Raw genomic sequence first — 14,466 nt, 5'->3', positions numbered from 1 at the left:
GTGTTAAAACAAAGAATTATTACAGCTGTATTATTGTTGCCACTGGTTGGCTGCTTACTGTTTTTGCCCGATTTATTGACGTTTTCGGCAATTCTAGTCCCTATTTTCGGTATTCTGGCATGGGAATGGTCGCGTTTACTACAAACCAGTAAAGCAGGCCAAAGTATCTTTATTGTGCTGTCGTTAGCAGCTGTCGGCGGCTTGTTTTATCAGCTGTATCAGCAAAACTTCTTTAATGAAGCCAGTTTGCCATTGCTCTGGTATGACGCTTATCCTTTTAAGTTGCTGATTGTGGCTTTGCTGGTATGGGTTATTGCGTCAATATTCGTTCTACTTTATCCAAAGACTACTAAAACTTTATTCCGTGGGCCTTGGCTTAGAGGCTTGTTTGGCATCGTTATCCTGGCTGCAGCTTGGTTAGCGATTGTGGTTATCAGAAGTTTGTTGATCAACGTGGATTATTCCTTAGGTGCTTGGATGCTACTGCTGATGTTGGTCGTCATCTGGGGGGCTGATGTTGGTGCTTATTTTGCCGGTAAGACTTGGGGTAAGACTAAGTTAGCCCCAGTAGTTAGCCCGAACAAAACCTGGGAAGGCGCTTTCGGCGGGTTAGTGTTAGCGGTTGCCGTAGGTATGGGTGTCGCATCTTTGTTATCGCTGGAATTAGACTGGCTCAAGTTTACGGTGTTTGTGATTGTGATGGTGGTTTTGTCGGTCTTTGGTGATCTTTTTGAAAGCATGTTAAAACGTCAAGCCAATATTAAAGATAGTAGCAATATTTTGCCCGGCCATGGCGGTTTATTGGACCGTTTAGATAGTACCTTATCAGTTGCACCATTTTTCGTCGCTGGCGTCTTGTGGTTGGAATTATTAGCGTAACGCTTTAGGCTGAGTTAGATGAAAGAAATCGTGAATATTAAGCCTGAAGACGTTTGTATCTTAGGTGCTACGGGTTCTATAGGGACCAACACCTTAGATGTTATTCGACGTCACCCTGATAAATATCAAGTATTTGCACTGACGGCTCATCGAAACATTGAGCAGTTAAAGCTTCAATGTGTGGAGTTTAAGCCGAAATATGCGGTATTGCCTGAAGCAGAACTAGCGCAAGAACTACAGTCTTTTGTCGAATATAAAGAGCTAGATATTACGGTTTTACACGGAGTTGATAGTTTAGACTTTGTGGCCAGCCATGAGAGCGTGGATACCGTCATGGCCGCTATTGTTGGCGCTGCAGGGTTATTACCAACATTAGCCGCAGCTAAAGCGGGTAAGAAGGTCCTGTTAGCTAATAAAGAAGCCTTGGTGATGTCGGGCGCTATTTTTATGGATGCAGTGAAAAAGCATGGCGCTACTTTGCTTCCCATCGACAGTGAGCATAACGCGATATTCCAATGCCTACCTGAACACTTTGTTGAAAAAGGCATTGAAGAGTGTGGCATTCACAATATCGTATTGACCGGCTCGGGTGGTCCTTTTTTAAAGAAAACCTTAGCAGAGTTCCCTGCCATAACGCCTGATGAAGCTTGCGCACACCCCAATTGGGATATGGGGCGCAAGATTTCAGTTGATTCGGCAACGATGATGAATAAAGGGCTTGAGCTTATCGAGGCTTGCTGGCTGTTTGATGTTAAGCCTGAGCAGATTGAGGTAGTGCTACACCCACAAAGTATTATTCACTCTATGGTGCGTTATAACGATGGCTCAGTGTTGGCGCAGATGGGAAATCCAGACATGCGCACGCCAATCGCGCATGCCATGGCGTTTCCAGACAGGGTTGACGCCGGTGTGGCGCCATTGGACTTTATGGAAATTTCGCAGTTAACCTTTGATCGTCCTAGCAAAGAGCGTTACCCTTGCCTCGCGCTAGCAAGTGAGGCCATGAAGCAGGGAGGCAATAGCCCAACGCGTTTAAATGCGGCCAATGAAGTGGCGGTTCAGGCTTTTCTTGATGAAAAATTAGGCTTTACTCAAATCGCAGAGCTAATTCAGCAGACGTTAACATCTACCGAGTATGCTGAGGTATCGACCTTGGAATCAGTGTTAGCTGCCGATAAAGAAGCACGTGAGCGTGCGCAGCAGCTTGTTGAAGAGATGACGGCTTAATCCTAAACAGTAATTATTGGAGATGACATAGTGACCACAGCTCTTTGGAGTATTTTTGGTTTATTAATATTGCTTGGCATTCTGGTGACTTTCCATGAATGGGGGCACTATTGGGTCGCTAAAAAGCTAGGCGTAAAAGCGCTGCGCTTTTCTGTTGGTTTTGGTAAACCTATTTGGAGTCGTTATAACAAGCATGGAACTGAGTTTTGTGTTGCTCCTATTCCATTAGGCGGGTACGTCAAGTTTGTGGATGAGCGAGAAGGTTCAGTACCTGAAGAGGATTTACCTTATGCCTTTAATCGACAACCTGTTTGGAAACGAATACTGATTGTATTAGCAGGACCAATGGCTAATTTCTTGCTAGCTATACTCATTTATGCCTTCGTCTTTATGCTGGGTATCGCTGTGAGTAAGCCGTTTGTGACTGATGTGTACCCCAATACACCTGCGGCTGACGCAAACTTTCCAGCGAAAAGTGAGATTCTGGAAGTCGGGGGAGAGTCGGTAAAAAGTACCCAAGACACTCTTTTTGCATTTTTAGATCATATTGGCGATGACACTCAACTAGACGTTTTAGTGAAGCCTGTCGGACAAGAGCCACAAACGGTCACGTTAAATATTAGTGAATGGCAGGAGCCTGAAGAGCAAAGAGACTTATTCAAGGCGTTAGGCGTTGATTTCGGTGCCTATGACGGTCCAGCTTTAATTGGAGTGGTTGCTGAAAACATGCCTGCAGCGAAAGCGGGGCTTAAACAAGGTGATACCATACTGAGCATTGATGGCGTGGCTACTCCTTACTGGAGCACCATGGGTGCTATTATTGAGCAAAGTGCGGATAAACCGCTAGAGCTTGAGGTTCTACGCGATCAGGAAACTGTGTCTATTAGGGTTACTCCTGAGCGACGAGGCGGCTCGGATGGTGCCGGTGTTATCGGTATTGGAGCGGGTTTCCAGAGTTTTAATACCATTGATTATGGTTTTTTTGAGGCTATAGGCAAGGGCTCAGAAGAGACATGGCAAATGGTTGAGCGGATAACGAGCTTCCTTGGGAAGTTGGTTACCGGTAAGCTGTCAGTAAAAAACATTGGCGGGCCAGTCGGAATCGCACAAGGGGCAGGCCAGACAGCTGAAGCAGGGATGGTTGCATTCTTGCTTTATCTCGCTATGATAAGCGTCAACTTAGGCTTCGTTAATCTACTCCCTATCCCCATGCTCGATGGTGGGCATCTGATGTATTATTTAGCCGAGTTGGTACGTGGAAAACCAGTTTCTGAAAGAATTATGGAACTTGGGATGCGTGTTGGCATCATATTATTGCTTACGTTAATGGCTGTAGCGCTATTTTTTGACATAGACCGATTAAACCAATAGAGACAAGATTAGATGCATTTGATAAGAAAAACGGTAACTGCATTAGTTTTAGCGGGGTTATTCTCCAAAGCTCAGGCCATAGAGCCCTTTGTAGTTAAGGATATCCAAGTTGAAGGATTACAACGTGTTTCCCTCGGTACCTTCTTTACTGATTTGCCAATTCGCGTTGGTGAGACGATTGATGATGCTCGAGCTCCTTCTGTTATTCGTGCCGTTTATAGCACTGGTAACTTTGACTTTGTAAAGTTAGAGAAAGACGGTTCGGTATTAAAGGTGGTTGTTGTTGAGCGCCCTATTATTTCGGATATCATTCTCGAAGGTAACAAGGTTCTAAAGAGTGAGCAGTTAGAAGAAGGCATGAAAAATGCCGGCATTGCAAAAGGTGAGGTCCTGGATAGCTTTGTTCTGGACAAAATCGAGCAAGAGATCTCCAACCAATATTATTCCAACGGACACTATCACCTTACTGTAGAGAAGAAGTTAGTTGAGCTATCACGTAATAGAATCCAGCTTAGAATCACGATTAAAGAAGGTGGGTCAGCCCGAATTAAAGAGTTCAACCTTATCGGAAATAATGTCTATAACGACGAAGAACTTATTTCCCAGTTTGAGTTAAGTACAGGTGGCCTGTTTACATTTATTACTGACGATAACAAATATTCTAGTACTAAATTAGAGCAAGATTTAGAAACACTGACCTCCTATTATAAAGATAGAGGCTATTTGAAGTTTAATATCAACGCTACTGATATTTCTTTGTCTGAAAATGCTGAAGATATATACATTACGATCGGCATGTCAGAAGGCGAAATATACAATGTGTCTGAGATTGATATTTTGGGAGATTTCACGATAGATGAAAGTATTATTCGTGGATTAATTCCTTTGAAAAGTGGTGACGTCTATTCAGCTGCTGCAATCACCTTTGCTGAAGAGCAAATTAAGCAAGTATTAGGGTTATACGGTTATGCTTTTGCTGAAGTAAGGACAATTCCAGAAGTACTAGAAGATACAGCTGAAGCTAAATTAACAGTTTTTGTAGACCCCGGTGAGCGTTACTATGTTGATAACGTGTCATTCAAAGGTAATGTCACAACCGATGAGAATGTTTTACGTCGTGAAACCCGTGTACAAGAGGGTGGAGCCTTGTCTTCAGCGCTTGTTGAGCGCTCTAAATTACGATTGCAGCGATTACCATTTATTGAAACAGTTGAAGTTGATACGGTTAAGAAAGAAGGGACTACCGATAGAGCAGATGTGAATTTTGAAGTTAAAGAAAGAAACGCAGCACAAATTAGTGGTGGCTTTGGTTATAACGACTTTTATGGATTTAGTCTTAATGGTGAGCTGTCTCACCAAAACTTCATGGGAACAGGTAATTCTGCATCAATTGGTATTAGCTCAAATAAAGCTATAAAGAGTGCCAACATTAGTTATACCGATAACTATTTTACACAAAGTGGAATTGGCTTAAATACGTCATTAAATTATAGTGAAACTGATTACGGAAAACTGAACCTTATAGCCCAGAGTTTAGACACTATTGCTCTAGGTTCAACGTTATACTTCCCTACTGGTGAATTTTCCAACTTTAGTGCTGGAGCTAGAATTTCTCAGAACTCTTTAACCTCACCATTGACGAGTTCTCAGCGAGTGATAGACTTTTTCAGTATTCTAGGAGCTAATGCTAGGCAGGACTCTGATGTTGACTTTGATATTTTTTCCGTAAACTTCGGCTTTAGATATAACAGTTTAAATAGAGCGATTTTTCCTTCAAAAGGTGTTGATCACCAGTGGAATCTCGAAGTCGCAACTGATATCGGAGATCTAGAATTTTATAAAGCGACCTATAATTATGGTCTTTATTTACCATTAAATAACGATAATGATTGGATTTTCTCTTGGAGAGGAAGCTTAGCTTATGGAGACGGCTTAGGGGATACTCCTGCCCTTCCATACTTCTCCAACTTTTACGCTGGAGGTAGCAACTCTTTAAGAGGGTTCGAGGGTAATACTGTAGGGCCGAGAGACATACAGAGAATTAGGACTTCGATTAGCGTTCCTGGTCCTATTCCTGGTGCAGGTAATACTACCGTATATTTACCAGAAGAGTTTGATAGGATTGCTGTCAGTCGTTATTCTATAGGTGGTAATGCAAAAGCTATCAATACCTTCGAGCTGATTTTCCCAACTCCGTTTTTGGATGATAACTCAAATGTGAGAACAAGTATTTTTGTTGACGCGGGTAATGTATGGGATACTCAGTTTGATCAAAGCCGATTTGAAGGTTTGCAGATTGACCCTAACAGTGTTTTAGGTAATGTGCCTGACTTTGGTGATGCTGGAAATTATAGAGCCTCATACGGTGTATCTTTGCAGTGGTATTCGCCATTCGCACCTTTACAGTTTAGCTTGTCTCGTCCTCTGAAAAGTGAACCTTATGACGACACAGAAACTTTTACCTTTACCATTGGTAAGACATTTTAATTAATTGGAGATTTATTTTGAAAAAGTTAGTATTTACATTTTTAGTAGGTTTGATGATGCTTCCTGCTTTGGCAAGTGCAGAAATGAAAGTGGCAGTTATTGATACAAACTACATCATGGCAAAAAGCCCAGAGCGTGATACGGTAAGACAAACTTTAAGTAAGGAGTTTGAAGGCCGTAAAAGTCAGCTTGAAAGAGAGTTCAAAAAGCTAGAAGATGACAGAACTGCTTATATGAACAACGCGAAAACCATGTCTGAAACACAGCGCACTACGACTGAGCGCGACTTAAAAAAGCGTGCGTCAGACTTTAAATTGAAAGAAGATGCGTATAAAGAAGATTTTCAACGTCGCACTCAGCAAGAAATGCGTGAAGTTGGTAAGAAGTTACAAGATGCAGTTGAAAAAATTGCGAAGCAAGGTGGCTACGATATGTTAGTAGACCGTCGAGCAGTTCCTTACATGGGACCAAAAGTAACAGATGTTTCAGATCAAGTACTGCAAGAAATGTCTAAGTAATCATATTGAGGAGTTGTTTTGGAAAAAACACTTCAAGAGTTAGCTCAGCATCTAGGCGCTGAGCTTCAAGGGGAACCGCAGTTAACCATTACTGCGGTTTTGCCGTTAGATAAGGCTGAAAAAAATCACATCAGCTTTGTCAGTGATACTAAATACCTTAACCGAATCAGTGAGTGTAAAGCTGGCGCTTTGATTGTGACGCCTGAGGTCGCAAAAGAAGCAACAGGAAACTTGCTGGTTATGGCAAACCCTTACTTAGGATTCGCTAAAGCTGCACAAATATTTGACACGACGCCATGTCCAAAGGCCGCTATCCATCCAACCGCTCACATTGGTGACAATGTTTCCTTAGGGAAAGATGTTTATATCGGTCCTAATGTTGTTATTGCTGATGATGTCACGGTTGGTGACTATTCTGTGATAGAGGCTGGAGTCTATATCGGTCATAGTAGCGTGATAGGAGCGCACACTCGAGTTTACCCTAATACCGTGCTGTACCATGATGTGACCATAGGAGAGAACTGTATCATTCACGCTAATGTGGTGATTGGTTCGGATGGTTTTGGTTACGCTAATGACCAAGGTGAATGGGTCAAAATCCCCCAAGTTGGCGGTGTTACCATCGGTAACAATGTGGAAATTGGCGCGCATACTGCTATTGATCGAGGTGCTTTAGAGGATACGGTGATTGGCAACGGGGTTATACTGGATAATCATATTCATGTAGCTCATAATGTAATTATCGGTGATTTCACTGCAGTTGCAGGCTGCACTGCGATAGCAGGTAGTGCCGTTATTGGAAAATATTGTACAATTGCAGGCCGCGTTAGTATTCTGGGGCACTTGAGTATTTGCGATAAAGCGCATATCACAGCGACAACTTTTGTAAATAAATCAATTACTAAGCCGGGTGCGTACTCTTCGGGTACGACCCATCAAGATAATAAAGAATGGCAAAAAAGCGCGATACGATTCCGCCAACTGGATTCGATGTGGCGTAAAATGAAGCAGTTAGAAAAAGAAGTGCTTCAACTGAAAAATGACAGAGATATTGAAGATGAGTAATGACAACCAGCCGAATGAAATGAATAGTATGGATATTTATGAAGTGATGAAGCACTTGCCTCATCGCTACCCGTTTTTGTTAATTGACCGTGTTCTTGACTACACTGCTGGCGAAAAATTAACGGCAATAAAGAATGTAACGGTGAATGAACCATTTTTCCCTGGGCATTTCCCGCACCGCCCAGTATTCCCAGGGGTTTTGATGCTGGAAGCACTTGCGCAAGCGACAGGAATTCTAGCCTTTAAAACCACAGAAGACTTGCCAAGTGATGACTCTTTGTACTACTTCGTTGGTATTGACAGCGCGCGTTTCAAGAAGCCCGTAGAGCCAGGCGATCAGTTGTTGATGGAAGTGGAAGTCATTAAGCGTAAGCGTGACATGTGGAAGTTTAGCGCAAAAGCGAGTGTCGACGGAAAGGTCGTATGCTCAGCTGAATTGATGTGTGCTCGCAAAGATATCGCGTAAGGATTTAGTGTGATTCATCAGACCGCTATTATTGACTCAACCGCAACCATTGCGGATAACGTTGAAATTGGCCCATACTCCATTATTGGAGCAGATACTTCGATTGGTGAAGGTACGGTCGTTGGGCCACATGTGGTGATCGGCTCACATACAGAAATTGGTAAGAACAACCGCTTCTACCAGTTTTCGTCGATTGGTGAAGAAAATCAGGATAAAAAATATTCTGGTGAGCCAACAAAAACGATTATTGGTGACGGAAACGTTTTCCGAGAATGCTGCACTGTTCATCGAGGCACGGTTCAAGACCGTGGTGAAACTCGTATTGGAAACAATGGCTGGTTTATGGCTTACACGCACATTGCGCATGATTGTTTCTTGGGCGATAACATCATCATGTCTAACAACGCCACTCTCGCTGGTCATGTTAAAGTAGGTGACTTCGTTATAATGTCTGGCTTCGCGAAAATTCATCAGTTTTGCAAAATTGGTGATCATGCCTTTGTTGGAATGGACTGCGCCATTAGCAAGGATATCCCGCCATTTGTATTGGTTGCGGAAAATGCACCTTATGGCTTAAATGCCGAAGGCTTGAAGCGTCGTGGCTTCTCTCCAGAAACCATTAGCGCTTTAAAAAAAGCTTATCGACTGTTATACCGTAAATCTTTAAAGATGGATGAAGCCATTGCTGAAATGTTTCAGCTTGAAGATGACAATGTTAATCATCTCATCAATTTCTTAGAGTCTGTAGAGCGCGGTATTTTAAGGTAGTGGCTTTTCCATGTTGCCTGTAAAGTCTATCCAAAGAATTGCTATTGTCGCCGGGGAAGCCTCCGGCGATATTTTAGGTGCAGGATTAATTTCTGAGCTTAAAAAAAAGTATCCCAATGCAGTATTTGAAGGCGTAGCTGGCCCTTTGATGCAACAAGAAGGCTGCGCCAGCTTATACCCGATGGAATCTCTATCGGTCATGGGCATCTTACCAATCCTCAAAAAGCTTCCTGAATTACTTAAAATGCGTGCGGATTTGGCGCGTTATTGGATCGATACAAAACCAGACTTGTTTATTGGTATCGATGCCCCCGAATTTAATATTGGTTTAGAGCAAAAGCTTAAAAATAAGGGCATTAAAACGGTTCATTACGTTAGCCCATCCGTTTGGGCGTGGCGTCCTAAACGTATTCATAAGATAAAAAAAGCGGTCGACTTGATGCTTTGTCTCTTTCCCTTTGAGCAAGATATTTACCAGCATCATGCTATTGATAACTTCTGTGTAGGTCACCCTTTGGCAGACGAGGTACCAATCGAGTCTCACAAAAATGACGCTCGTGTTGAATTAGGTTTGGTGCATAATAAGCAACTCGTGTGTCTTATGCCTGGTAGTCGTGGCTCAGAAATGAAGATGCTGGGGCCTGACTTTATTGATATGGCGGTCCTGCTAAGACAGTTTTATCCCGACATGGGCTTCGTCGTTCCGATGGCTAATTCCAAGCGACGCGCTCAGTTTGAACAACAGTTATTAGACGCAAAAGTTAAACACCTGACATTACCGCAGATTGAGCTTATTGATGGTGACTCTCGTAAAGCAATGGCTGCAGCGGATTATGTTGTTATGGCTTCAGGAACCGCTACTTTAGAGGCCATGCTGATAAAGCGCCCGACGGTTGTTGCTTACAAAGTAGGGCCGATTAGTTATAAAATTTTTAAGCGGTTATTAACAATAGATACTTTCGCCATTCCTAATTTATTGTCAAAGCAATCACTACTACCTGAGCTGATTCAGGAGGACTGCACACCAGACAATCTATTTGCAGAGGTTAGAGCCTGGGTTGGCGATGATGAACATAACCAAGGCCAACGCTGGCAGGATGTTCATGATGCATTTGTTGAGTTACACCACTCTCTAAAAAAAGACGCCAACGTCTATGCCGCTAACTCCATAGAGCATTGGTGGAGTGAAAATGGTATCCGCCAACAAAGGAGTCTGGAACATGATTGATACTTTGCAACAAAGACCTTTGCTAGTCGCTGGTGTGGATGAAGTAGGGCGCGGTCCTTTAGCAGGACCTGTGGTTGCGGCAGCGGTGATTTTAGATCCTGAAAACCCAATCGATGGGCTTGCTGACTCAAAGAAATTGACGGAAAAGCGTCGTGAATCGCTCGCTTTAGAAATTAAAGAGAAAGCTCTGGCTTGGTCTATATGTCGCGCTGAGGTTGAAGAAATTGATCAGATCAATATCCTGCAGGCCAGTTTATTGGCCATGAAACGTAGTGTCGAAAGTCTCTCGCAACAGCCAGAGTTAGCGTTAATTGATGGCAATCATTGCCCCGAATTAGACTGTGCTATGGAAGCCATTATTAAAGGCGACAGCAAAGAGCCAGCGATTAGTGCGGCGTCTATATTGGCAAAAGTGGCGCGTGACAATGAAATGGTTGAGATGGAAGAAAAATACCCTGGTTATGGTTTTGCCAAACATAAGGGCTATCCAACCAAGCAACATCGTGAAGCTATCATAAAGCTTGGAATTACAGAGATACACCGGAAGTCATACGCACCAGTACAACAACAGCTCAACTTATAGGCTTGAGTTCTGAGGATGTCTCTACTTTGAGACTTTTGACAAAAGATTGAGCAAATAATCTTACTGCAAAGCTGTTTCGACCTCCTTATAATGGAGGTGAGAACATTCAGTGACTGTGGTGGTTAGGCCGGTTTGGCGACACCATAGCGATATATTAAACAATACATATCAAAACATGACGGCACCTTAAATATGGCACCTCGCTTTGTTCATTTAAAAGTTCATACCGAATACTCTATGGTTGATAGCCTAGTTAGAGTTAAGCCTATGCTGGCTGAGTGTGAAAAACGAGAAGTTCCGGCTATAGCCATGACGGATCAAATGAACATGTGTGGTCTCGTTAAGTTCTACTCTACCGCCGTGAAGTCAGCAGTGAAGCCGATAGCAGGCGCTGACTTACTGATCCAAGACCCTGACGATGAAGATAGTTTTTTTCGTGTCACAGCTTTGTGCATGAATACCGACGGCTACCTCAATCTTAAGTATTTAATTTCCAGAGCCTATTTGAAAAACCAACACCGGGGCTTTCCATTAGTTAAAAAGGAATGGATGGCGGAACTCAACCAAGGAATTATCATTCTTTCGGGGGGCAGGGAAGGTGATATTGGTAAAGCCGTACTGGCAGGCAAGATGGATCTTGCAGCCGAGTATTTGGGTTTTTGGAACCATCACTTTTCCAACCGGTTTTACCTAGAGCTTCATAGAACTGGTCGTCCTTATGAGAATGAATACATTCATCAAGTCATCGGTTTAGCCCAAGGCTCCGGTACGCCAGTCGTCGCTACTAACGACGTAAGGTTTTTGCAGAAAGAGGATTTCGATGCCCATGAAGCTAGAGTGTGTATTAACCAAGGACGAGTGTTAGCCGACCCTCGCCGTCCGCGTGATTACTCTGACCAGCAATATCTTCGCACTGAAGATGAAATGGTTGAGCTGTTCGATGATATCCCCGAAGCTATTGAGAATACGGTGGAAATTGCTAAGCGCTGTAATATGGATCTGCGCTTAGGTGAATATTTCTTACCAGAATTCCCTATTCCTGAGGGAATGACGATTGATCAGTATTTTGAGCAAGTATCAAAAGATGGTTTAGAAGAGCGACTTGATCATCTGTATGATCGCAATGCTGAAAATTTTGCTGAAATACGTAAACCGTACGACGAACGATTACAGATTGAGTTAGACGTTATTAATTCCATGGGTTTTCCGGGTTACTTCCTTATCGTTGGTGACTTCATCCAATGGTCTAAGGATAACGGTGTCCCAGTTGGTCCAGGCCGTGGTTCTGGTGCCGGTTCATTAGTGGCTTACGCCATGAAAATTACCGATCTTGATCCGTTGGAGTTTGACCTTCTTTTCGAGAGATTCTTGAATCCAGAGCGTGTATCGATGCCTGACTTTGACGTCGACTTCTGTATGGAAGGGCGAGATCGGGTCATTGATTATGTTGCAGAGCGCTACGGTCGTAACAGCGTATCGCAGATTATTACTTTCGGTACTATGGCAGCAAAAGCTGTAATACGTGATGTGGGGCGTGTATTAAGTCACCCTTATGGCTTCGTCGATAAGATTGCTAAACTGATTCCCTTTGAAGTGGGTATGACGCTCGAAAAAGCTTACGAGCAAGAGCCTGAGTTACCTCGAATGTACGAGGAAGACGAAGACTTTCGTGAAGTTTGGGATTTGGCCCGCAAGCTAGAAGGTGTGAAACGTAACGCCGGTAAGCACGCAGGTGGTGTGGTCATTGCACCAGGAGACTTGGAGGAATTTGCCCCGCTTTATTGTGATGAAACTGGTGCGAATGTCGTGACCCAGTTCGATAAGGATGATGTTGAAAGCGCGGGTCTTGTGAAGTTTGACTTCTTGGGTTTGCGAACACTTACCATCATCGATTGGGCGCTTGAAACTGCCAACGGCATTTTGCAGAAAAAAGGGGAAGATCCGGTCGATATCACACGCATTGATACGGAAGATCCGGAAGTGTTTAAAATGCTGCAAGCCGCTAATACTACAGCTGTCTTCCAGCTAGAGTCGCGTGGTATGAAAGACTTGATTAAGCGTCTTAAGCCAAACCGTTTTGAAGATATTATCGCTTTGGTGGCTTTATTCCGCCCGGGACCTTTGCAGTCAGGCATGGTCGATGACTTTATTCGCCGTAAGCACGGTTTGGATAAGGTGTCTTACCCACATCCCGATTATCAACATGAATGGTTAAAGGAAATCTTAGAGCCAACCTACGGCATTATTTTGTACCAAGAGCAGGTGATGCAGATCGCACAGGTTTTAGCGGGTTACTCGCTAGGTGGCGCTGATATTTTGCGTCGTGCGATGGGTAAGAAAAAAGCCGAGGAGATGGAAAAGCAGCGGAGTATCTTTAAAGAAGGCGCGGAGAAGAATGGCGTTGATGGTGATCTCGCCATGAAGATCTTTGACTTGGTAGAAAAATTCGCCGGTTATGGTTTTAACAAATCACACTCGGCTGCTTATGCCTTGGTCGCTTATCAAACCGCGTGGTTAAAAACGCATCACCCAGCATCCTTTATGGCGGCAGTGATGTCGTCGGATATGGACAATACCGATAAGGTTGTTACATATGTCGAAGATGCTGAAATGCAGGGTATTACCATTACCCCGCCTGACGTTAACAAAGGTCAGTATCGTTTCTCGGTGGATGAAGAAGGCCGCATCGTTTACGGCATCGGAGCGATTAAAGGTGTTGGTGAAGGCGCAATCGAAAGCCTTGTCAATGAACGGGAAGCTAACGGCCCTTATGAAGATTTATTCGACTTCTGTAGCCGCGTGGATCTGAAGAAAGCTAACCGCCGAGTGCTTGAGTCATTGATTCGTGCTGGAGCCTTGGATGAACTTGGCCCAAACCGTGCGACTCTAATGGCATCGCTTGATGAAGCGATTAAAGCAGCCGAGCAGTTCAATAAAAGCCAGGAAGTGGGGCAGGATGATTTATTTGGTAGTGTTGTCGCGACCACTGCCAGCGAACAGCATCAATACGTCCGAGTCAGACCTTGGACTGATGAGCAAGTATTGCAAGGCGAGAAGGACACATTAGGTCTTTATTTAACGGGGCATCCAATTGATCGTTACGTGCCCGAAATTAGACAGATGAGTGTCACTCGCTTGCGTGACTTACAACCAACGGGACGCGGCAGAACCGCTCGTGTGGCTGGATTGATTATTGCTATGCGCGTGATGACGACCAAGCGTGGCGATAAGATGGGTATTCTAACCATCGACGATAAGTCAGGACGTTGTGATGTCACGGTTTATGCCGAAACGTTCGAGCGTTATCGTGATGTCCTCACCAAAGACAGCGTGGTGGTGATTGACGGCGAAGCACGTCATGACGATTACTCTGGTGGTACTAGCGTTAGCGCCAACAGCGTCTTATCCTTTGAGCAGGCGCGTGAACAATACTGCAAGAAAATTGTTATTACTGTCTCTGACACCGTGACTGGCCCTGATACCATGACGGAACTGCACGAAAAGCTTAATCAGCATAAAGATGGAGCTTGCCCAGTTGTGGTTAACTTACAATACCAACAAGCGAAATTATCCGCAGACTATAAACTGTCTCCAGAGTGGGCTGTGCAGCCCGCTGACGCACTGGTTTTTGCCTTGAAGCATATTCCGGGGTGTGTTGAGGCTAGGGTGGAGTATTAGCTCCACCTTTTGTCATTCCGTACTTGATACGGAATCTAGAGAGACTTTTTTACTCTTTTCATCCTGAACTAGATTCAGGATCTAGCTTTTTAGTCTAGTTTTCGCTCTTAAAGTTAGCCACACTTGTAAAAATATCCTTCGAAGTTAGTATGTAACTTAAGAATTCTTAGAGTAAAGTTGCAGGGAGACAGTGCTT

General features: G+C 43.8%; 11 protein-coding genes. All 11 read left to right on the top strand.

Annotation, left to right across the window (positions count from 1 at the left end):
* Positions 1–879, top strand: a complete 879-nt coding sequence (locus TQ33_RS08005; RefSeq protein WP_046561590.1) for a phosphatidate cytidylyltransferase — start codon at positions 1–3, stop codon at positions 877–879.
* An 18-nt stretch (positions 880–897) separates the two neighbouring features.
* Positions 898–2,106 (top strand): 1-deoxy-D-xylulose-5-phosphate reductoisomerase, encoded by a 1,209-nt coding sequence (ispC, locus tag TQ33_RS08000; protein WP_046561589.1) that lies wholly within the window; start codon positions 898–900, stop codon positions 2,104–2,106.
* Between the two features lie 30 nt (positions 2,107–2,136).
* Entirely contained in the window at positions 2,137–3,477 is a 1,341-nt protein-coding gene (gene rseP / locus TQ33_RS07995; protein WP_046561588.1) for an RIP metalloprotease RseP, read from the top strand.
* 12 nt (positions 3,478–3,489) lie between these two features.
* Positions 3,490–5,964, top strand: a complete 2,475-nt coding sequence (bamA, locus tag TQ33_RS07990) for an outer membrane protein assembly factor BamA (RefSeq protein ID WP_046561587.1) — start codon at positions 3,490–3,492, stop codon at positions 5,962–5,964.
* A 17-nt stretch (positions 5,965–5,981) separates the two neighbouring features.
* Complete coding sequence (locus TQ33_RS07985; protein WP_046561586.1) at positions 5,982–6,482, top strand: OmpH family outer membrane protein; 501 nt, start codon at positions 5,982–5,984, stop codon at positions 6,480–6,482.
* An 18-nt stretch (positions 6,483–6,500) separates the two neighbouring features.
* The gene (lpxD, locus tag TQ33_RS07980) at positions 6,501–7,547 is read left to right on the top strand and encodes a UDP-3-O-(3-hydroxymyristoyl)glucosamine N-acyltransferase (RefSeq protein ID WP_046561585.1); all 1,047 of its coding nucleotides are present in this window, start codon (positions 6,501–6,503) and stop codon (positions 7,545–7,547) included.
* Positions 7,540–8,013 carry a 3-hydroxyacyl-ACP dehydratase FabZ gene (gene fabZ / locus TQ33_RS07975; protein WP_179944367.1) on the top strand — a complete coding sequence of 158 codons (474 nt, stop codon included), beginning with the start codon at positions 7,540–7,542 and terminating at the stop codon, positions 8,011–8,013. The genes lpxD and fabZ overlap by 8 nt, the downstream gene beginning before the upstream one ends.
* Before the next feature lie 9 nt (positions 8,014–8,022).
* Complete coding sequence (gene lpxA / locus TQ33_RS07970) at positions 8,023–8,781, top strand: acyl-ACP--UDP-N-acetylglucosamine O-acyltransferase (RefSeq protein ID WP_046561584.1); 759 nt, start codon at positions 8,023–8,025, stop codon at positions 8,779–8,781.
* A gap of 10 nt (positions 8,782–8,791) precedes the next feature.
* On the top strand, positions 8,792–10,009 hold the full coding sequence (gene lpxB / locus TQ33_RS07965) for a lipid-A-disaccharide synthase (protein WP_046561583.1): 1,218 nt from the start codon (positions 8,792–8,794) through the stop codon (positions 10,007–10,009).
* Positions 10,002–10,592, top strand: a complete 591-nt coding sequence (gene rnhB / locus TQ33_RS07960; RefSeq protein ID WP_046561582.1) for a ribonuclease HII — start codon at positions 10,002–10,004, stop codon at positions 10,590–10,592. Before lpxB ends, rnhB begins: the two co-directional genes overlap by 8 nt.
* Positions 10,593–10,784: 192 nt before the next feature.
* Positions 10,785–14,270 (top strand): DNA polymerase III subunit alpha, encoded by a 3,486-nt coding sequence (gene dnaE / locus TQ33_RS07955; protein WP_046561581.1) that lies wholly within the window; start codon positions 10,785–10,787, stop codon positions 14,268–14,270.
* The last annotated feature ends 196 nt before the right edge of the window (positions 14,271–14,466 follow it).

This window comes from Kangiella geojedonensis (assembly GCF_000981765.1).
GTDB classification, from domain to species: domain Bacteria; phylum Pseudomonadota; class Gammaproteobacteria; order Enterobacterales; family Kangiellaceae; genus Kangiella; species Kangiella geojedonensis.
The sequence above is the reverse complement of the archived record's forward strand: the minus strand, read 5'-3'. Positions and strand labels throughout refer to the sequence as shown.

Excerpts from the sequence above, each read along its gene's own strand:
- ispC (WP_046561589.1), top strand. The coding sequence starts at position 898 with ATGAAAGAAATCGTGAATATTAAGCCTGAAGACGTTTGTATCTTAGGT.
- bamA (WP_046561587.1), top strand. The coding sequence starts at position 3,490 with ATGCATTTGATAAGAAAAACGGTAACTGCATTAGTTTTAGCGGGGTTA.
- fabZ (WP_179944367.1), top strand. The coding sequence starts at position 7,540 with ATGAGTAATGACAACCAGCCGAATGAAATGAATAGTATGGATATTTAT.
- lpxB (WP_046561583.1), top strand. The coding sequence starts at position 8,792 with ATGTTGCCTGTAAAGTCTATCCAAAGAATTGCTATTGTCGCCGGGGAA.
- rnhB (WP_046561582.1), top strand. The coding sequence starts at position 10,002 with ATGATTGATACTTTGCAACAAAGACCTTTGCTAGTCGCTGGTGTGGAT.
- dnaE (WP_046561581.1), top strand. The coding sequence starts at position 10,785 with ATGGCACCTCGCTTTGTTCATTTAAAAGTTCATACCGAATACTCTATG.